Below are 20,109 nucleotides of genomic sequence, written 5' to 3' on the forward strand. Positions count from 1 at the left end.
TTTAAGCAATCCAACTCTTTAGTTTTTTTTGGTTTTTTAAAATATATTCTGGAAAAGATTTATTTATTTTTATTTTTTTATATTTTGCATTTCTGTGAAAAAGATCTTTTAAATTTTTAATACAATATTTAATATTTTTAAGACTTGTAAATTTACTTTTATTTAATTCAGTATGGGCAAATGTCATTATTTTTCTTTGAATTTCTTTCGGTGTTAAAAGGTAAGAAAAATGCCAACCACCATTTTTAATTAATTGAAAATTTCTTTCTTTATCAATTCGCCAAAAGCCATATTTTAAATTTTTTTTTAAAACTTTTTGTCTCATATAGTCTATGGATTTTAAATTACGTCTGAGGCATCCTCTAGTGCCTTCCCAATTATTACCTAATTTAATTTCTTTTATATTTAATTTATAATAAAAGAGATCTTGAAGAAAAATTATATATTTCTTTTTAAAATTGATTTTGTTCAATTCAGAAATATTAGGTATTTCATCTGGATCAGAAAATAATATTAAATCATTTTCATTAGCTTTTGTTAAACCAGCAAGGATTTTTTCCCTTTGAAATGCTTGTCTCTCCCAAGGATTTAAGTTCTTTGGAAATTTACCAACTAAAATGTGAGTAATTTTTTTTTTAAATTTTGGATATTTATTCTTATTAAAATTTATTTTTTTTTTTTTACCTTGATGATCAAATTTACCTTCACAAACAACAAAATGATCAACATACTTATTAAGTATATTAAAACGTAATTGCATTAATCTGTTTTCTTCAAAAAAAGTAACACAATCAAAAATTTTCATTTTAAATTTGGTCTTCTCCATGAGGGTTTGCCTAAATAAGAGTTAATAAGCCCTAAAGCTCTATTCTTGTTAATTAAAAATTTATTTGTATTAATTGGGTAAAAGAAAACTAGTTTAATCAATGATTTTATAAAATGTCCCAGAGTTTCTCGCATACCCCTTAAATATGAGAAGTTTTTTTTAAAATAATAAAATTTTGACCACATATAATGCCAATTTCTGTTTAATTCAATTTCAAGCTTAAATTCATTATCTGATGATGCATTACCGATATGCTTTACAAATATATTTTTAGATAGAATTATATCTAAATTTAATTTTTGATATTTAAAAAATAAATCAGTCTCTTCGTAATACAAAAATATTTTTTCATCATAAAAATTATGTTTTTTTAATTTTTTAAAATTCATCAAAAGGGCACATCCCTCAACGAATCTCATTTTACTTAAATTGTTTCCAACTTCTTTTTTGATAAAATGAATTGATTTGTAATCATAATCTTTAAGATTTGGCGCTATAATTGCCCAATTTTCTAGTTTTTCAGCTAATCTAATTAAATCCTCAATTGTATCATTTATCAATTCAATGTCTAAATCCAAGTAAAGTGCATATTTAGTAAGTACTTTATTCAAAGCATAATTAATCCCACCACCATTACCTAAATTTGTTTTTGGAATCAAAACTTCAGTATTTTTGTAGTTCTCTTCAATTTCATATTTTAATTTTTTGTCTAATGAGTTTTCAGTAATAACTATATTATAATCAGTTGGTATCTGTTTTAATAATTTAATCAGATTTTTTTTTGAGAAATAAGATACTAATATTATTGTTACTAACTTATTAGTTTCAGTCATTCAGCATCTCTTTTAAGTAATCTGAATATTCACTTTTTCCGTAGTAATCTATACTAGAGTAAACTAACTTTTTATTAATCCATTTTTTTTTGTAAGCAATTTCTTCCAAACATGCAATTTTTTGACTCTGTCTTTCTTCAATAATTTCAACATAATTACCAGCTTTTAAAATATCTTTGCTTGTTCCAGTATCAAGCCAAGCGCTACCACGACCGAGGTCACTAATTAAAAGTTTATTTTCTTTCAAATATAATTTTAATAAATCTATAATCTCTAATTCTCCTCTCTTTGATTTTTTTAGTCTTGAACTTAATTTGCTTACATTTTTATCAAAAAAATATAAACCAGTTATCGCTTTTTTGGATTTAGTTTTTTTTGGTTTTTCTATAATCTTTATACCTTTATTTGTTTGTTCAATAACTCCATATGCGCTTGGATTTTTTACATTGTAAGAAAAAATATTTGCTCCAGAATTAAAATTCTCTATTACTTTGTTTAATAATTCTATTAAACCTTGGCCATGAAAAAAATTATCACCAAGAATTAAAGCAACATTACTGTTTTTTATAAATTTTTTTCCAATAATAAAAGCATCTGGCAGACCTCTGGGTTCCTTTTGTATTGCGAATTTAATACTTATTCCATAATTTTTTCCATTACCCAACAACCTTTTAAAACTTGAGTAATCATCTTTTTTTACGATAATTAGAATATTTCTAATATTTAGTAACATTAAAATAGACAATGAATAAAATATAATTGGCTTATCTGCTAAAGGTATTAATTGTTTAGAAATTGCTTTTGTGCTTGGCCCAACTCTAGAACCAACACCACCCGCTAAAATTATGCCTTTGCTTATCATTGTTTTAGACCAAATCTAGACTCTATATCTTTTTGATTTAATTTTTTAAAGTAAGATAGATTATTTAAATACCAAGAAAAAGTTTTAGATAAACCTGAATTTATATTTACTTTAGTTTCCCATTTTAATTTTTTTTTGATTTTATTAGAATTCAATGCATATCTGAAATCATGACCAGGTCTATCTTGAACATATTGTATTTTTACATCATTTCCTATTTTTATTTTTGTTTTTGCTGTTTTAATTAAAGATTTAATTATTTGAAGGTTAGTTAAGTTTTTATTTGAACCAATATTATAGAACTCACCTAATTTACCGTACTTAAAAACTTTAATCAAAGCTTCACAATGGTCTTTTACATATATCCACTCTCTAGAGTTTTTACCATTACCATACAATGGTAACTTTTTATTTTTAATAATATTAAATATTATTTTTGGGATAAGTTTTTCTGGATGCTGTTTTGGACCATAATTATTTGAGCAATTGGTTGCTATAGCTGGAATATTGAAAGTTCTTATATATGATCTTAATAAATGATCTGATGCAGCTTTACTTGCTGCATACGGTGAGCTAGGGTTATAAGGCTCATTTTCACTTGATCTACCTTTGATTACATCACCATAGACCTCGTCAGTTGAAATATGAACTAATTTTATTTTAGGATTTTTCTTAGAGTATTTTTTAAAACATTCTAGAAATTTAAAAAAATCTAATATGTTACTTTTGATAAAAGTATAGGGATTATCAATTGATCTATCCACATGAGTTTCAGCTGCTAAATTGAATATGCCTATAGGTTTATGTTTCCTTAAAATAAAACTAATTTTTTTTTGATTATTAATGTCACACTTATAAAACTTATAATTTTTATTGTTTCTGTGTTCTTTTACGTTATAAAAATTTGAAGAATAAGATACTTTATCAATGTTTATTACATTATAATTCTGTTTAATAAGTATTCCTATTAAATTACTTCCTATGAAACCCAGACCACCAGTTACAATTACAGTTTTTTTTTTCATAAAAAATTCGATTTTAAAAATTTTTAGTGTAATATCATTAATTAAAATTCGTAAATAAAAAAATCTTATTACAAAATATCATCTATGTCATTTAAAGAACTTTCTATAATGTCTGATAAGAAAGGAACTGTATTATTTTATCCTTATATACCAAAAAAAAGTTTAAAAATCTTAGAAAATAGACTTTCAACTAGATGGATAGGTCAAGGTCCAATGGTAGATAAATTTGAAAAAAAATTTTCACAGATTTTCTTAAATGGTAAAGAATGTGTCTCCACAGGCTCAGGCACTGATGCTCTCCACTTAGCTTATATTTTAGCTGGTATTAAAAAAAATGATGAAGTTATAGCTCCAGTATTTACTTGTACAGCTACCAATATCCCCTTGTTATATATTGGTGCTAAAATAAAATTTGTAGATGTTGATCCAAACACTATGAATATATGTATCAACGATTTAAGAAAAAAAATCTCTAAAAAAACAAAAGCAATAGTTTGTGTTCATTATGGTGGAATTCCTTGTGATATGAGTGAAATTAAAAAGATTGCAAAAAAATATAATGTAAAAGTTATTGAGGACGCGGCCCAAGCACTAGGGGGGAAATATAAAAATCAAAATATTGGAACTATAAGTGATTTTACAATTTTTAGTTTCCAAGCAATCAAACATATAACTACAGGTGATGGAGGTATGCTTTGTATTAAAGATCCAAAATTAATTGAAAAAGCAAAAAGAATTAGGTGGTTTGGAATTGATAGAAGAAAAAAACAATTAGGTATTTGGAAAAATGATATTAAAGAAGTAGGTTTTAAATACCAGCTTACAGATTTAGGAGCTTCAATTGGGTATCAGAGTTTAATTGATTTTAAAAAAATTATTTCCCATAGACTAAAAATTTACAACATATATCTTAAAAATTTGTCTCAAAATCCAAATATCACTTGTATTCATGATTTTGATAAAAATAAAAATTGTGCAGCTTGGTTGTTTACAATTTTATTGAAGAGAAAAGATTTTTTGCAAAAAAAATTAAGACAAAAAAATATTGAGACAAATCAGGTGCACTTCAGAAATGATAAATATTCAATATTTAAAAAATTTGTAAAAAATCAAAAATTTAAAAATATGGATAAAATCGAGAATAGATATTTAGTTCTCCCTATTCATACTAAAGTTTCTGAAAAAGATGCAAAATATATATGTGACTTAATTAATAAATTTATCTAAAATTTTATTTAAAGTAAAAAAGATTAAGGAATGATATATAATAATAATTTATTATTTTAAAAAATGTCAAATATTAATAATTACCAAGCAGACTCTATAAAGGTTTTGAAAGGTCTTGAAGCAGTCAGGAAAAGACCAGGAATGTACATTGGAGATACTGATGATGGCACTGGTTTGCATCATATGGTTTATGAGGTTGTAGATAACTCAATCGATGAGGCATTAGCAGGTCATTGTAAAAATATTAATGTAAAAATTAATTCTGATGGAACGATTACTGTAAATGATGATGGAAGAGGTATCCCGGTTGATATGCATAAAGGGGAAAAAAAATCTGCAGCAGAGGTAATTATGACTCAACTTCATGCTGGTGGTAAGTTCGATCATGACTCATATAAAGTTTCTGGAGGTCTGCATGGAGTTGGTGTTTCGGTAGTCAATGCATTATCAGAAAAATTAGAATTAGAAATAAATAGAGATGGAAAAAAACATTTTATAGAATTTAAAAATGGTGAAGCAAAATCCCCTCTTAAAGTAGTTGGAAAATCTAAAAATACAGGAACTCAGATAACATTCTTACCTTCGAAAGATATATTCTCATCAATTAAATTTAGTGCAAATATTTTAATTAAAAGGATGAGAGAGTTGGCATTTTTAAATAAAGGTATTAAAATAATCTTCACCGACGCCAGTCAAAAAAAAGAAAAAACATCTGAATTTAAATTTGATGGTGGTGTTTTAGAGTTTGTAGATTTTTTAGATGAGAAAAGAGAAAAACTACAAAATAAAAATGGTAATGATTTATTTCGAAAACCAATTTATATTGAAGGCAAAAAAAATAACATTGAAATAGAATGTTCATTAAAATGGAACGCTGGTTATGCAGAAGATATATTTCCATACACAAATAATATTTATCAAAAAGATGGTGGAACACATTTATTAGGTTTTAGAAGTGCTCTTACAAGAGTAGTAAATAAATATGCAAATGAAAATAATTTATTAAAAAAAAATAAATTAGCTATTTCAGGTGACGATATTAAAGAGGGATTAACGTGTGTGCTTTCAACTAAAATTCCTGATCCTAAGTTTTCTTCACAAACTAAAGATAAGCTGGTTTCATCTGAGGTAAGAATGATTGTTGAAACTTTGGTTAATGAAAAACTATCAATATGGTTTGATCAAAATCCATCAATTGCCAAAATAGTTTTGGCTAAAATTATTCAAGCAGCTATGGCAAGAGATGTTGCAAGAAAAGCTAGAGAAAATGTAAGAAGAAAAGGAGCTCTTGAGTTAAGTGGATTGCCAGGAAAGTTAGCCGATTGTCAGATAGGAAAACAAGAGGGTACAGAATTGTTTATAGTCGAGGGAGACTCGGCAGGGGGTTCCGCTAAACAAGGAAGAAATAGAGCAAATCAAGCTGTTTTGCCTCTTAGAGGTAAAATTTTAAACACTTATGTCGAGGATATAAATTTAAAAAAGAACGGTAATGGCAATGGTAATGGTTCAGATCAAAGAACAAAGGCTCTTGCAAAAATGATATCTTCAAATGAGATAGTAACATTAATTAATGCACTCGGACTTGATCCTAAATCACAAGAAATAGATTTAAAAGATTTAAGATACGGTAAAATAATTATAATGACTGATGCCGATGTTGATGGTTCTCACATAAGAGCACTGTTGTTAACTTTTTTTAATAACAAACCATTTAATAAATTAATTGAAAATGGTCATGTTTATTTAGCTCAACCACCATTGTTTAAAATTAATAAAGGTTCAAAAGGGATTTATATTAAAGATGAAAAAGAATTAGAGGATTATATCGTAAACAATAACAAGGAATTAAAGAAATTGAAAAAAGGCTCAAAAGACTATTTAAATGCCTTAGATTTGGAAAAATCAAAAATGAATATACAAAGGTTCAAAGGTCTTGGAGAAATGAATCCAGAAGAATTGTGGAATACAACTTTGGACCCTGAAACTAGAAATTTGCTTCAAGTTCAGTACTCTAAAGATCTTAAAAAAGATCAAAGTCTTATTCATACACTAATGGGAAGTGATGTTGCTTTAAGAAAAGATTTCATAGTCTCAAATGCTATCAATGTAAAAAATCTTGATATTTAAAAATGAAGTTTTTTGAAACTTCAAAACACCACTCATTCAAAAAATCTACTTATATTACCTTAAGATGGATTGGTATAATTGGACAGTTAATTGCAGTAAATTTTGTATACTTTGTATTAGATTTTAAATTTGACTTTACAACATCTAATCTAATTATATTAATTGGCATCATAAGTAATTTTTACTTAATTTTTATTTATAAAAAAACTCAATTATCCGACAGATCAGCTTTCATTTTTTTAGTTATTGATATTTTGCAATTAGCTATTTTACTTTACTTGTCAGGGGGAATTCTTAATCCATTTGTTATTTTTATAATTATTCCAAGTGTATTTTCATCATCTAATTTAAGTTTTAGAACAAATACTATGCTTGTGTTGTTAACAGCTTTATCAATTATATTTTTAACTTTTTATTCAACAGAATTACCTTCTCCACTTGGAGATCATTTTCATGTAAGCCCTTATTATTATTACTCTATCCCGATTGCTTTGATTATTGCTCTTGTTTTTTTAAATTATTTTGCAATGACATTTGGAACTCAATCTAGGTTAAGAAAAGAAGCTCTTACGAAAATGGAAGAAGTAATGGCCAAAGAACATGAACTATTATCCTTGGGTGGTCAAGCGGCAGCAGCTGCTCATTCATTAGGAACACCTCTTTCAACCATAAAAATAATTACCCAAGAATTACTAAAACAATTTGAGGGCAATAAAGACTTAGAAAAAGATATTAATTTATTATCCAGTCAGGTTGAAAGATGTAATGAAATATTAAAAAAATTAACATTAAATCCAGACGAAGAGGATGAGTTTATTGATGTAGATATTACAATTAGAGATTACCTAAATGAAATTTTAAATTCATTTAAAGAGATAAGTACGAAGAAGTTTATTTTTAATTTTGATCAAGACTCTAATTCGAAAAAAATAGTTAAATCTATAGAAATTGTTTATGGACTAAGAAATTTTATAGGTAATGCTAATAAATTTTCTAATGAAAATATTTTCATAAATTTAAAGAGTGATAGTGAAATTACCGAAATCAGTATTGAGGATGATGGTCCAGGTTATCCAAAAGATATTTTATCAAAAATAGGAGAGCCATATTTAAAATCAAATAATCCTCAAGATAAATCAAAAACAGGACTTGGTTTAGGTTTGTTTATAGGAAAAACACTGTTAGAAAAAAATTTTGCTAATGTGATTTGTAGAAACTCTAAAACAAGATCTGGTGCAGAAGTAATAATTAAATGGAGAAATACAGATTTATTTAATATTTAATGAAATTTTTTCTTTGTTTCGAACAAAGAGCTAAGTTGAGATATCATTACATCTCCTAACTCATTTACATCAGTAATTTTTATAGCTCTGTTGTAATATCTTGAAACATCATGTCCAATACCAATCGCTAAAATTTCAATATCAGATTTATTCTCAATAAATTTGACCATCTTCTTCAAATGTTTTTCTAAAAAATCTCCTGAATTTACTGAAAGTGTTGAGTCATCAACTGGAGCTCCATCAGAAATTACCATTAAAATTTTTCTTTCTTCTTTTCTCTTTCTAATACGGTTGTATGCCCAAGATATAGCTTCGCCATCAATATTTTCTTTTAACAAACCCTCTTTTAACATCAGGCCTAAATTATTTTTTGCTTGTCTCCAATGTGTATCCGCACCTTTATAAATTATATGTCTTAGATCGTTAAGTCTTCCAGGTGTTTTTGGTTTTGAATTTTTAGTCCAAAATTCTCTACTCTGTCCACCTTTCCAGTTTTTTGTAGTAAATCCTAAAATCTCTACTTTGACCGAACATCTTTCGAGTGTCCTTGACAAAATATCTGCACAAATAGCAGCAATCGTTATTGGTCTTCCTCTCATAGAACCAGAATTATCAATAAGTAAAGTTACAACTGTATCTTTAAAATCTAAATCCTTTTCTTTTTTAAATGACAAAGAGTTATATGGATCCATTATTATTCTTGGTAACTTTGAACTATCAAGTAAGCCTTCTTCTAAATCAAATTCCCAAGCTCTATTTTGTTTTGCTAGTAATTGTCTTTGAAGTTTATTAGCTAACTTGGTAATTACATCTTGGAAACCAATTAACTGCTGATCTAAATTTTTCCTAAGTTTAGTAGCTTCATCTGCATTTTCTAGATTTTCAGCTTTAACAACTTCGTCGTATTGTGTAGTAAATATTTTATAATCTATATTTACATTATCAATTTTTTTTTGAATTACCTGCTCAGAGTTTTGTTCATCAGACTCAACATCAGACAACTGCTCATCCAAATTAAACTCGTCTATACTATAATCAGCATCAACAGATGCCTCTGTTTGCTGTTCATCATTTTCATCTTTGCTATCTTCATTATCTTTATTTTGGTCATCATTTGAGGGATTGTCTTGACCTTGATCTTGATTTTCTTCCTCTTCTTGGTCTTCTTCATCGCTTTGAAAAATATCCATTTCTTCTAGTATTTGGGAAAATTTAGAACTGTAAGTATTTTGATTTTCTAAATTATTTAATAAAAACTCTTTATGTTTCTTAATTGATTGCTCAAAATCTTTTTCCCAGAAATTAAGCATTCTAGATGTTAAAGGATTTAGGTCTATATTATGAAAATTTTTAAGCATATATAGCTCAAATGCTTCAGCAACAGGAACGTCTTCTTTCGTTTTAAGCTGATCTTTTCTTTTACGATTAATTATTTGAGAATAGTTTTCAGAAAAATTTTTTTGAATTCCTTTCAACATTTTGCCTCCTAGGGTTTCATATCTAATCTTTTCAGCTATATTATACAAAGATCTAGAGGAAGTGTTTGAAGGTAAATTTTTTTTGTAAATTTTTTCATTAGAAAACCTTTTTTTAAGTGCTGTAGAGTCTGTTTCAGCCCTTAATTTTATAAAATCACTTGGACTAGTTAGATCATTTATTTCAAAAGACGAAATATCTTTCGTTTTTTTATCTTCAGAAGATTTATTGTTTATATCAATATCGTCTGCAATAACTTTTGCTGTTGAAGATAAAGCAATTCTAAATTTTTCTTTTAAATTTGTTTCTTTATTGCTCATTTAAATTTGAATATTGATCAAAGACTCAGGCAATTCTTCACCAAAACATCTTTGATAATATTCCGCGATTGTATTTTTCTCAATATCATCGCACTTATTCAAAAAGGTTACTCTAAATGCATATCCGGTATCCTTAAAAATTTCAGAATTTTCAGCCCAATGAAGAACTGTTCTTGGACTCATTACAGTAGATATATCTCCAGCAATAAAACCTTTTCTAGTTAAGGATGCTACCTTAATCATATTAGCAACTTTTTCTTTTCCCTTAGCGTTATTTAAATTTTTATTCTTTGATAAAACTATATCCATTTCTCTATCTAGGCTTAGATAGTTTAATGTTGTTACAATATTCCATCTATCCATTTGACCTTGGTTAATCTGCTGTGTACCATGATAAAGTCCAGTAGTATCACCAAGCCCAACAGTGTTAGATGTAGCAAATAACCTGAAATACTTATTTTGACTAATTACTTTGTTTTTATCTAGTAGCGTGAAATTTCCTTCAGCCTCCAACACTCTTTGAATAACGAACATAACATCAGGTCTTCCAGCGTCATACTCATCAAATACTAAAGCAACTGGATTTTGAATTGACCATGGTAGAATACCCTCATTAAACTGTGTGACTTGTTTTCCATCTTTTAGGACAATTGCATCCTTACCTATTAAATCTATTCGACTAACATGACTGTCTAAATTTACTCGAATACACGGCCAGTTTAGTCTTGCAGCTATTTGCTCTATGTGTGTTGATTTTCCAGTACCATGATATCCTTGTACTAATACTCTTTTATTGAACGCAAATCCTGAAATGATTGCAAGTGTAGTATCTCTATCAAATTTATAGTTTTTATCTATTTCAGGCACATATTCACTTTTTTTTGAAAATGCATCTACTTCCATTTCAGAATCTATTCCAAAAGATTGTTTTAAAGAAACTTTTATGTCAGGTTGAATGTTAAGATTTGGAGTCAATTTTTTCCCTATAAGTGTTTTTTAGCTGCGTGTAAGCTAAAGTTATCAGTTTTAATTTTTCCTCGTATTTTTTATTTCCGGCATTCATATCAGGGTGAAATTTTTTAACAAGCACTTTGAATTTTTCTTGTATTTTTTGCCATTTTAAACCCACAGATATTCCCAATATTCCAAATGCTTTAATATCTTTATGATCGAATTTAAATTGACGCATATGATTATAGTCTCCATTGAATTTATCTTTATCAAATTCATCTTTTAATGTTGTGTTCCATAGGACTTTAAAAAAATTATCTGAAGAACTAAAATTTTGAGTAGGTTTGTGCCAAGTCATATCTGACTTTAAAAAATTGATTACTTGGTTATCACTCATCCCAGAAAAATAATTCCAGTTTTTGTTAAATTCTTTAACATGTTCTAGACAAAGCATTCTATATTTCCTGCTATTATCCTTCTCAATTGGTGCTCTGTATTCACCAATTTCATTACAATTATTCCAGTCACAAATATTTTTCATGATATAATAATTACTATATGGATATAAATGAATTAATTGCAATTATAAAAAAAAAATTATCAGATCAAATAAATATTCAAAGTATAGACATAGAAGATAAATCTTTTCTTCATAAAAATCATAAAGGCAATCAAGAAGGCAAATATCATTTAAAGTTAAATATAGTTTCTGATGAGTTAAAAAATATGAACAGAATTGAAAGTAATAAAAAAATTTATAAAGTATTAGATAAAGAATTGAAAGAAACTATTCACTCAATTCAAATTCAATTATCTTAAGTAATCATTAAAAAATTTTTTCAATTTTTCTTTTGGATATTCAAAATTAATTTGCGGAGACCCAATTTTTTTTAAAAGCACTAAATTAATCTTTTGGGATTTATTTTTTTTATCCTTTGTCATGAAAAATAATATTTTATTTATATCTTTTTTTGTAAAAAATTTATTAACAGATATTGGTAGATTTAAATTATTGATATGATTTAATATTAAGTTGTAATCACTTTTTTTAAGTATTTTTAAATTTAAACTAAAACTTAATGCTGTCTTTATACCTAGGATTACTGCTTCACCGTGATTTAATTTCTTATTGTAATTTAAGCTTGCTTCATAAGCATGGCCAAATGTATGTCCAAAATTTAAAACTTTTCTTAAATTTTTTTCTTTCTCGTCTTTTTCAACCACATTTTTTTTAATTTTACAGCTTTCATAAATTGCTTTTTCAATAAATGGAGAACTCAGTTTAGTAATTTTATTCACATTCTTATTTAAAAATTTAAAGAAATTTTTATCTCTTATCAGAGAATGTTTTAAAATTTCACCATATCCACAAACAATCTCTCTTTTTGGCAGCGATTTAAGAAAATCAACATCTGATATAACTAAGTTTGGTTGATAAAAACTACCAATTAGGTTTTTTCCATAATGTGAATTTATGCCAGTTTTGCCACCAATCGAAGAGTCGACTTGGGATAAAAGTGTTGTTGGTATATTTATAAATTTCATACCTCTTTTAAAGATACTAGATGCAAAACCACTTACATCACCTGTAATACCCCCACCTATTGATATTAAACAGTCATCTCTAGAAAAGTTTTTATTTAATAAAATTTCTAGGATCTTATTAATAATATTAAAGTTTTTATTGGCCTCGCTGGCAATAAAAAAACATATATGTATTTTCTTTTTATTGAATGAATTTTTTATTTTAGTGATAAATTTTTTTGGTACATTTTTATCAACTACAAGAAGACATTGATTGAATGTTAAGGAATTATTCTTAATTATTTTTGATAGGTTAGTAATTAAATTTGATCCAATTATTATTGGATATTTTTGTGTTTTTGTTTCAATTTTTAATTTAATTGGTTTCATAAATTTCTTTAATTTTGGTTACTATTTCATTTTTTGTAAGATTATCACATTTGATTTCATATAAGGCTTTAGAATAAATGTTAGTTCGTTTTTTAATTAAATCAATTAAATCATTATCTGTAGCATTAATTGTTAGAGGTCTTTTTTTGCTATTTTTAATTCTTTCAACTAAAATTTTTTCATTCCAATTTAACCAAAATGAATAATGATTTTTTAAAACTTCATTTCTAATATTTTTATTTGCAAAAGCACCTCCTCCAAGAGAGACAACTGTAGAACTAAGTTTTAATTTTTTAAGTGTAGTTTTTTCCTCAATTTTTCTAAAATATTCTTCTCCTTTTGTTTCGAATATTTTTCGAATTGTCGTATTTAAATTTTTCTCTATTTCTTTATCTACATCTACAAAATTTAATTTAAATTTTTTTGCTACTAAAGAGCCAATAGAACTCTTACCAGATCCCATCATACCTAGAAAAACCAGATTTTTTTTTGATTTCATAAGTTTAAATATTGAAAAAACACAAATATGTCTTAATTTGAAATTAACTAAAGTTATATGCAATTCAACAAAAATACAAGTTCAGGTAAAAAAAGTATAATCGGACTAGTTGTTAAATCTATTTTTGGACTAGTAATTGCTCTTGGCGTTGTTTTAATTCTCAATTCAATTGATTTTCCTGCTCCTAAAAAGGAAATTGAAAAAATTATTCCAAATGAAAATTTTAAAATTGTTAAGTAAAAAATTCTTTTTTGTTTTTTTAAGCTATCTAATTATTTTAAATCCTATTCACGCAGAAGATAATCCAATTGATATATGGAATCTTGAAAAAAAAGAAAATGAAACTGTTGAGGAAGCAGTTATTACTGAAGGTGAAAATAATAATGATCAAATAAGTGTTTTTGATATGCAGTCAGATAAAAATACTGGCTCGATAGAATTGGATGAAAATTTAATATCAAAAGAAGTCAAAATAGTAGGATTATACGATCCTGAAGAACATGGTTTGACTATTGATATGTGGACAAATTCTGATGGTCAAAAGCTAAAAAATTTATTTAACAGTTTAGAGAAAATTAATCTTTCTAATGATGCATTAGAAATTATGGAAGTCTCATTATTAACTAACGCTCATTATCCTAATCAAAATATTACTGAAAATGAATTTTTAAAATTTAAATCTGACTGGTTAATTAAAAATTCTAATTTAGAACTGATTGAAGAATTTTTGGTTAATAATCAAATTGTAAATTCTCATCCCAAACTAACCAGACATTTATTAGATAACTATTTATCAGACAAAGATATAAAGAAGACCTGTGAATTTTTTACAAAAATTAAAGAACCAGTTGAAGATGAATATTTATCTAAATTAAATTTATATTGTTTAGTTAATTATGGAAAAAATGAAGAAGCCCAATTAATTCTAGATCTTAAAAAAGAGTTAGGTTTTCAAGATGAATATTTTGAAAATAAAATGAATTACCTGTTTGGTTATATTGAAGAAGCACCCAAAGAAGTTTCTGAAAGTTCAGTATTTGAGTTTCATTTAGCTCATAGGACAAATCCAGATTTTTCTTATGAACCCAATGAAAATACGCCTAAATTAATTTGGAAATATCTATCAAATTCAAATTTACTACCAGATCTAAGTAATGTTGACATAAATGATCAAGATAAAATCTTAATTATTGAGAAAGCTGCAAATTATAAAATTTTCTCAGAAAAAGACTTATTTGATTATTATAAAAAATTTCAATTTAATATTGATCAATTATTAAGTGCAACTGATGCTTACAAGTTGCTGTCTCCGTTAGAAGCAAGAGCATTAATTTATCAAAGAGCACTTTTAACGAGTGAACCAGAGTTGAAATTGAAATTTTTACAGTTATTGAAGCAACTATTTGAGGACAACAAAATCGGTTTAGCTTTTGATATAGAGCTCAATAAATTTTTGAACGAAATTGAAGTAGATAATGTTCCTTCAGATTATTTAAGTTTTTACAATAACTATTCAAAAAATCAAAATTCAGAGTTCAAAAAAATTCAATACAATAATAATATTTTACATCAATCTAAGTGGGTAAATTATTTTAGAGGAGATTATTCAAAATCTGAAATACAAGAAGATTTAAAAAAATTTCTAGATAGAATAATTTTTAGTAATGAAACTTTGTCCACTAAAGATATAATTTTTATAGAAAGTCTGAAATCAGACGGAGTAGAAATACCAAGCGAGTATGACAGTTTGTATTCACAAAAACCTTTTGAACTAGATGAAAATCTAGTGGAGTTGATAGAAGCAAATGAAGTTGGAACAGTTTTATTATCTTTAATTGAGATTATAGGTAATGAAAAAATAGAAAATATTGATGAAAAAAGACTTTATTTTATTTCGAATACACTAAATCAAATAAATGCTGATTTAATAAGAAATAAGCTGTTGCTAAAAGTTCTTCCTTTAAAAGTATAAAAATTATAATAACATACAAATTTTATGGCGATAAGAACGATTATTACAGAACCAAACAAATTACTTCGACAAGTATCAAAACCTGTAGAAGCCGTTGGAAGCGAAGAGCAAAAATTAATGAATGATATGCTCGATACAATGTATGATGCTAATGGTATTGGTCTTGCAGCAATTCAGATTGGTATACCAAAAAGAATTATAGTGATGGATATAAGCAAGGATGAAAACAAAAAAGAGCCCAGATACTTTGTAAATCCTGTAATAAAAAATAAAGATCCTCTTAAGGCAACTTATGAGGAAGGATGTTTATCTGTACCAAATCAATTTGCTGAAATAGATCGACCAAGTAAATGCGAGGTAGAATATTTGGATTACAATGGGAAGAAACAACTACTAAAGGCAGATGGATTGCTTGCAACATGCATACAGCATGAAATGGATCACTTGGAAGGTATATTGTTTATCGACTATCTTTCAAAACTAAAAAAATCAATGATCATAAAGAAACTTTCAAAATTAAAATCAAATACCGCTGAAGTTTAAAAATGTCAAAAAAGTTAGTTTTTATGGGTACGCCCATGTTCGCTGTACCAATTTTAAAATCTCTATATCAAAATGGATATAATATTTCTTGTGTGTATACACAGCCACCTCAAAAATCAAAAAGAGGACAAAAAATTAATAAGTCTCCAATACAAGGTATTTCTGAAACTTTAAATTTAGAATATAGAACGCCACCAGTTTTAAATAATGAAGAGGAGTATAATTTTTTAAACTCTTTAGATGCTGACTTAGCAATAGTTGTTGCTTATGGACAAATTATTCCTAAAAAATTTCTAAGTTTAACTAAAATAGGTTTTATAAATATACATGCATCATTACTGCCTAAATGGAGAGGTGCCGCACCAATTCAAAGATCAATTATGAATTTAGATCAAGAAACTGGAATAAGTATAATGAGGATTGCTGAAAAATTAGATACAGGACCAGTTTGTAATAATTATAAAATTCAACTTAATGAAAATTTGAATGCGTTAGAAATTAGCGAAAAGCTTTCTAACTTAGCAGCAGAAAAAATTTTAGATAACGTAGATGATATTTTAGATGGTAAAGCAAATTTTATTGAACAAGATCATTCGAATGCAACCTATGCATCTAAAATTCAAAAAACCGAAGGTCAAATTAATTGGGATGAAAATGCTGAAAAAATTATTTGTAAGATAAACGGTTTATATCCATCACCAGGAGCATTTTTTATGTTTAATGGAGAAAGATATAAAATCTTAAAAGCTCAAATTGGAAGAGCTCAAGGAAATCCAGGGTTAGTATTGAGTGATAATCTTGAAATTGCTTGTGGTAATAATCAATCGATAATTATTAAGGAAATTCAGAGGCAAGGGAAAAGACCTCAAAATATTGGTGAATTTATTCAAGGTTCACAGATAAAAAAAGGTTCAAATATATAAATGTTTAGATATCAGCTTTTGATAGAATATTTAGGCACAAATTACAAAGGTTGGCAAATTCAAAAAAAAAATAAAACCATTCAAGGAATACTTCAAGATAAAATTAGAAAGTTATTAAAAGAAAATATTAATATAGTCGGATCGGGTAGGACAGATGCTGGTGTTCATGCTATCGAGCAGTCAGCACATTTTGATTTAAAAAATAAATTACTGAACTTGGATAAATTTATTAACTCAATTAATCACTTTTTAAAAAATGAAAATATTACAATTCTTAAAATAAGAAAAAGAACTAGTAACTTTCATTCAAGATTTTCTGCAAAAAAGAGAGTTTATAAATATTTCATTTTAAATAGAACAAGTTCACCTGTGATTGAAAAAAATCAAGTTTGGCATGTAAGAAAAAAATTAGATTTAGATTTGATGAAATTAGGGGCAAAAAAATTAGTTGGTACTAAAGATTTCTCAACATTTAGGGCTTCAAGTTGCAATGCTAAGAGTCCAATTAGAACGATGGATTTTGTAAAATTAAAATCTTTAAATGATAAAATAGAAATTCAGTTTAAATCTCAATCTTTTCTTCAACAACAAGTGAGATCTATGGTTGGATGTTTAAAATATCTAGGTGAAAAGAAGTGGGATTTAAAAAAATTTGACAAAGCTTTAAAGTCTAAAAAAAGGTCACTGTGCGCTCCACCAGCACCACCTACAGGATTATTTTTATCTAGAGTTTTTTATTAGATTTTTTTTATTACTCATGGCAAATTTTTTATTTATTCGCCATCTAGATTCTGCTCTTACAATATATCCACAACAATTTTTTGACTTACACTTACAGGGAAATTGTTTGTAATTTTCATCATAACCAAAACCATAATCACAGGTAAATTCTTCACCTTTTTTGATATCTTTAATTGCTTTAACCCAAATTTTTAGACCTTTACCATCATAATCACAATTATTGTCACAAGAATGATTAATTAATCCTGCAGTATTCCATGGAAAATCTCCATCAAGGTCATATCTTTTATTGATAGTAAATAAATAGATTGGTTTACTATTGTCATATTTATCAGATTCTTCAGTTTGTTTTTTTGTAATTAATTTGCCAACGTAATCAATTATCTTTGTACCTTCTTTGATATCTTTAGTAGCATAAAGTCCTCTACCTTTTTTATCGATATCAGATTTTTTAATTTTATATAATTTCATTGAGTTTTATTTAGTTTTTTATTGGGAATTATCAATTAAATTCTATTAAAGCATCAACATGTCTTTCTGTACTATCTTGTAGTGCTTTTAAGTCATATCCACCTTCTAGTATAGAAACTACATTACCTTTACAAAATGATTTTGAAATTTCTAAAGTTCTTTTTGTAATTGTATAATAATCTTCAGCATTAAGTTTTAATTGTGCCAAAGGATCATTAATATGAGCATCAAAACCTGCAGAAAACAATAGAAATTCTGGTTTAAATTCTCTTAGTTTTTTTAATACTAGTTCATATGCATTTAAATATTCTCTAGCACTCGTTCCAGCTTCAAGTGGAATATTTAAAATATTATTAAATTTTCCAATCTCTTTTTCCGAACCTGAGCCTGGGTAATATGGAAATTGATGAGTGGAAATATATAAAACTTTTTCATTATTGAAAAAAATATCTTGCGTTCCATTTCCATGATGGACGTCAAAATCAATTATAGCAATTTTTTTATAACCATATTTTTCAATTAAATAATTAGCTCCAACTGCAACATTGTTGTAAATACAAAAGCCCATGGCCTTCTCTTTTTCTGCGTGATGACCTGGAGGTCTTACTGCACAAAAAGCATTTTTAAATTCTTTTTCCTCCACACCATCAATCGCTGCAATAATTGATCCAACAGCGTCCATTGTTGCTTCTTTGCTACCAGGGGAGACAACTGTATCTCCATCTAAAAAATTAAATCCATTTTGAGGGTAAGATTGATCGACATGATCAATATACTTAGAAGAGTGAGTTTTTATTAATATTGATTTTTCAAATTTTGAAGGCTTTTTCCAAATTAAATTTTTGTTATCTAATCTTTTAAAGTTATCAATAACAGCTGTAACCCTGTCTATTTTTTCAGGATGTCCATCTCCTGTATTGTGATTTTTATATGTATCAGAAGTAATTAAAGCTGTTTTCACTTAAAATAATTCTTTAAAATATTTGAATAAATTAAAGTTAATTTTTTTAAATCACCTAAAGAAACTGCCTCATCTACTTTATGCATTGTTTTTCCGACCAAACCAAATTCTAAACAGGGAGCAATTTTTCTAATAAATCTTGCATCAGATGTGCCTCCTGTTGTTGAGAGTTCAGGTTTAATTTTTGTAATCTTTTTAATTATATCTTGTATCATATATGTAGTTTGATTTGGTTTAGTTAAAAAAGCTTCACCAGATACACTATATTCAATTTTGTAATTTGACTTATTTTTATTACAAATTTTCTTCAATATTTTATTTATTTTTGTTTTAATTGAATTCGATGAATGTTTGTTATTAAACCTAATGTTAAAAGTTGCATTAGCTAAACCTGGAATTACGTTATCAGCAGTATTATCAATATTTATTTTTGTAACTTCTAGGTTCGTTGGCTGAAAATCTTTTGTTCCTTTATCAAATTTAATTTCCTTCAATTCTTTCAATATTTGAACAAGAGTAGTTGATGGATTGTTAGCTCTATGAGGATAAGCAACATGACCCTGAATACCTATAATTGAAAGTCTGCCAGTCATACTTCCCCTTCGACCAATTTTAATCATTTCTCCCAATTTATTTGGATTAGTTGGTTCTCCAACTAAACAAAAATTAATTTTCTCTTTTCTTTTTTTTAAGTATTCGACAACTTTTTTTGTTCCGTTAATAGCAATTCCTTCTTCATCACCTGTAATTATTAAGCTTATAGATCCATCAAATTTTTTATTATTTTTAACAAAAATACTGACGGCAGAAACAAAAGCTGCAATAGAGCTTTTCATGTCATTTGCTCCTCTTCCAATTAAATGTCCTTTTTTAATTGAGGGTCTAAAAGGATTTACTGTCCAATCTTTTAAGTTTCCAGCAGGCACAACATCTAAGTGACCAGCGTAGCAAAAATTTGGACCTTTAGATCCAAGTCTTGCATAAAGATTTTTTACTGGTTTAGTGTTTTTTTCTTTAAACTCTAATATTTTAGTTTTGAATCCAATTTTTCTTAATTGTTTTTCTAAGAATTTCATTACCCCAGCATCTATTGGTGTTATAGATGGGTAACGAATTAGCTCTTTGGCTAATTGTAATTCATTAATGGTTTGCATT

General features: G+C 26.9%; 21 protein-coding genes. 9 read left to right on the forward strand and 12 right to left on the reverse strand.

Features of this window, described 5'->3' with window-relative positions; translation table 11 throughout:
* Position 1 precedes the first annotated feature (1 nt).
* From ACTTAS_RS07235 to rfbB, 4 genes are read right to left on the reverse strand one after another with little or no spacing between them, the layout of a single operon-like run.
* Positions 2 to 805 (reverse strand): glycosyl transferase family 17, encoded by an 804-nt coding sequence (locus ACTTAS_RS07235; RefSeq protein WP_440678898.1) that lies wholly within the window; start codon positions 803 to 805, stop codon positions 2 to 4.
* Positions 802 to 1,659 (reverse strand): glycosyltransferase, encoded by an 858-nt coding sequence (locus ACTTAS_RS07240; RefSeq protein ID WP_440678899.1) that lies wholly within the window; start codon positions 1,657 to 1,659, stop codon positions 802 to 804. Before ACTTAS_RS07240 ends, ACTTAS_RS07235 begins: the two co-directional genes overlap by 4 nt.
* On the reverse strand, positions 1,652 to 2,521 hold the full coding sequence (locus ACTTAS_RS07245; RefSeq protein ID WP_440678900.1) for a sugar nucleotidyltransferase: 870 nt from the start codon (positions 2,519 to 2,521) through the stop codon (positions 1,652 to 1,654). Before ACTTAS_RS07245 ends, ACTTAS_RS07240 begins: the two co-directional genes overlap by 8 nt.
* On the reverse strand, positions 2,518 to 3,546 hold the full coding sequence (gene rfbB, locus ACTTAS_RS07250) for a dTDP-glucose 4,6-dehydratase (protein WP_440678901.1): 1,029 nt from the start codon (positions 3,544 to 3,546) through the stop codon (positions 2,518 to 2,520). Before rfbB ends, ACTTAS_RS07245 begins: the two co-directional genes overlap by 4 nt.
* 84 nt (positions 3,547 to 3,630) lie before the next feature.
* Between rfbB and ACTTAS_RS07255 the strand changes: the two genes are divergently transcribed.
* The 3 genes from ACTTAS_RS07255 to ACTTAS_RS07265 all read left to right on the forward strand — a co-directional run bounded on the left by ACTTAS_RS07255 (position 3,631) and on the right by ACTTAS_RS07265 (position 8,183).
* The gene (locus tag ACTTAS_RS07255; RefSeq protein WP_440678902.1) at positions 3,631 to 4,773 is read left to right on the forward strand and encodes a DegT/DnrJ/EryC1/StrS family aminotransferase; all 1,143 of its coding nucleotides are present in this window, start codon (positions 3,631 to 3,633) and stop codon (positions 4,771 to 4,773) included.
* Positions 4,774 to 4,836: 63 nt separating this feature from the next.
* Positions 4,837 to 6,900, forward strand: a complete 2,064-nt coding sequence (locus ACTTAS_RS07260; RefSeq protein ID WP_440678903.1) for a DNA gyrase subunit B — start codon at positions 4,837 to 4,839, stop codon at positions 6,898 to 6,900.
* Between the two features lie 2 nt (positions 6,901 to 6,902).
* Positions 6,903 to 8,183 (forward strand): ActS/PrrB/RegB family redox-sensitive histidine kinase, encoded by a 1,281-nt coding sequence (locus ACTTAS_RS07265; protein ID WP_440678904.1) that lies wholly within the window; start codon positions 6,903 to 6,905, stop codon positions 8,181 to 8,183.
* On the opposite strand, the gene ACTTAS_RS07270 is transcribed toward ACTTAS_RS07265, so the two are convergent.
* Genes ACTTAS_RS07270 through ACTTAS_RS07280 form a run of 3 tightly spaced genes read right to left on the reverse strand, consistent with a single transcriptional unit; the run spans position 8,180 to position 11,471 of the window.
* Positions 8,180 to 9,979 (reverse strand): cobaltochelatase CobT-related protein, encoded by a 1,800-nt coding sequence (locus ACTTAS_RS07270; RefSeq protein WP_440678905.1) that lies wholly within the window; start codon positions 9,977 to 9,979, stop codon positions 8,180 to 8,182. The two genes, ACTTAS_RS07265 and ACTTAS_RS07270, sit on opposite strands and share 4 nt — an antisense overlap.
* Positions 9,980 to 10,954 (reverse strand): cobaltochelatase subunit CobS, encoded by a 975-nt coding sequence (gene cobS, locus ACTTAS_RS07275; RefSeq protein ID WP_262590123.1) that lies wholly within the window; start codon positions 10,952 to 10,954, stop codon positions 9,980 to 9,982.
* Entirely contained in the window at positions 10,938 to 11,471 is a 534-nt protein-coding gene (locus ACTTAS_RS07280) for a J domain-containing protein (protein WP_428079254.1), read from the reverse strand. The genes cobS and ACTTAS_RS07280 overlap by 17 nt, the downstream gene beginning before the upstream one ends.
* A gap of 17 nt (positions 11,472 to 11,488) precedes the next feature.
* On the opposite strand from ACTTAS_RS07280, the gene ACTTAS_RS07285 reads away from it, so the two are divergent.
* The gene (locus ACTTAS_RS07285) at positions 11,489 to 11,749 is read left to right on the forward strand and encodes a BolA family protein (RefSeq protein ID WP_440678906.1); all 261 of its coding nucleotides are present in this window, start codon (positions 11,489 to 11,491) and stop codon (positions 11,747 to 11,749) included.
* On the opposite strand, the gene aroB is transcribed toward ACTTAS_RS07285, so the two are convergent.
* Together aroB and ACTTAS_RS07295 are read right to left on the reverse strand one after the other, a co-directional pair.
* Entirely contained in the window at positions 11,741 to 12,844 is a 1,104-nt protein-coding gene (aroB, locus tag ACTTAS_RS07290; RefSeq protein ID WP_440678907.1) for a 3-dehydroquinate synthase, read from the reverse strand. The genes ACTTAS_RS07285 and aroB overlap by 9 nt on opposite strands.
* Complete coding sequence (locus tag ACTTAS_RS07295; protein WP_440678908.1) at positions 12,831 to 13,343, reverse strand: shikimate kinase; 513 nt, start codon at positions 13,341 to 13,343, stop codon at positions 12,831 to 12,833. Before ACTTAS_RS07295 ends, aroB begins: the two co-directional genes overlap by 14 nt.
* A 57-nt stretch (positions 13,344 to 13,400) precedes the next feature.
* Here ACTTAS_RS07295 and ACTTAS_RS07300 point away from each other — a divergent pair, with 57 nt between their 5' ends.
* Genes ACTTAS_RS07300 through truA form a run of 5 tightly spaced genes read left to right on the forward strand, consistent with a single transcriptional unit; the run spans position 13,401 to position 17,522 of the window.
* Positions 13,401 to 13,583: a hypothetical protein gene (locus ACTTAS_RS07300; RefSeq protein ID WP_440678909.1), complete on the forward strand. Its 183-nt coding sequence runs from the start codon at positions 13,401 to 13,403 to the stop codon at positions 13,581 to 13,583.
* Positions 13,558 to 15,315, forward strand: a complete 1,758-nt coding sequence (locus ACTTAS_RS07305; protein ID WP_440678910.1) for a hypothetical protein — start codon at positions 13,558 to 13,560, stop codon at positions 15,313 to 15,315. The genes ACTTAS_RS07300 and ACTTAS_RS07305 overlap by 26 nt, the downstream gene beginning before the upstream one ends.
* A 24-nt stretch (positions 15,316 to 15,339) precedes the next feature.
* Entirely contained in the window at positions 15,340 to 15,858 is a 519-nt protein-coding gene (gene def / locus ACTTAS_RS07310) for a peptide deformylase (protein WP_075505939.1), read from the forward strand.
* A 2-nt stretch (positions 15,859 to 15,860) separates the two neighbouring features.
* Positions 15,861 to 16,781: a methionyl-tRNA formyltransferase gene (gene fmt / locus ACTTAS_RS07315; protein WP_440678911.1), complete on the forward strand. Its 921-nt coding sequence runs from the start codon at positions 15,861 to 15,863 to the stop codon at positions 16,779 to 16,781.
* Positions 16,782 to 17,522, forward strand: coding sequence for a tRNA pseudouridine(38-40) synthase TruA (gene truA, locus ACTTAS_RS07320; protein ID WP_440678912.1), 741 nt, complete (start codon positions 16,782 to 16,784; stop codon positions 17,520 to 17,522).
* On the opposite strand, the gene ACTTAS_RS07325 is transcribed toward truA, so the two are convergent.
* The 3 genes from ACTTAS_RS07325 to dapE are packed head-to-tail and all read right to left on the reverse strand — an operon-like array spanning position 17,502 to position 20,108.
* Positions 17,502 to 17,993, reverse strand: a complete 492-nt coding sequence (locus ACTTAS_RS07325) for an SET domain-containing protein (protein WP_262590133.1) — start codon at positions 17,991 to 17,993, stop codon at positions 17,502 to 17,504. The two genes, truA and ACTTAS_RS07325, sit on opposite strands and share 21 nt — an antisense overlap.
* Positions 17,994 to 18,024: 31 nt before the next feature.
* Positions 18,025 to 18,954 carry a histone deacetylase family protein gene (locus ACTTAS_RS07330; protein WP_440678913.1) on the reverse strand — a complete coding sequence of 310 codons (930 nt, stop codon included), beginning with the start codon at positions 18,952 to 18,954 and terminating at the stop codon, positions 18,025 to 18,027.
* Entirely contained in the window at positions 18,951 to 20,108 is a 1,158-nt protein-coding gene (gene dapE / locus ACTTAS_RS07335; protein ID WP_440678914.1) for a succinyl-diaminopimelate desuccinylase, read from the reverse strand. Before dapE ends, ACTTAS_RS07330 begins: the two co-directional genes overlap by 4 nt.
* Position 20,109 lies beyond the last annotated feature (1 nt).

It is taken from the genome of Candidatus Pelagibacter sp. HIMB1611 (assembly GCF_052047715.1).
In the GTDB taxonomy this organism is placed as follows: Bacteria; Pseudomonadota; Alphaproteobacteria; order Pelagibacterales; family Pelagibacteraceae; genus Pelagibacter.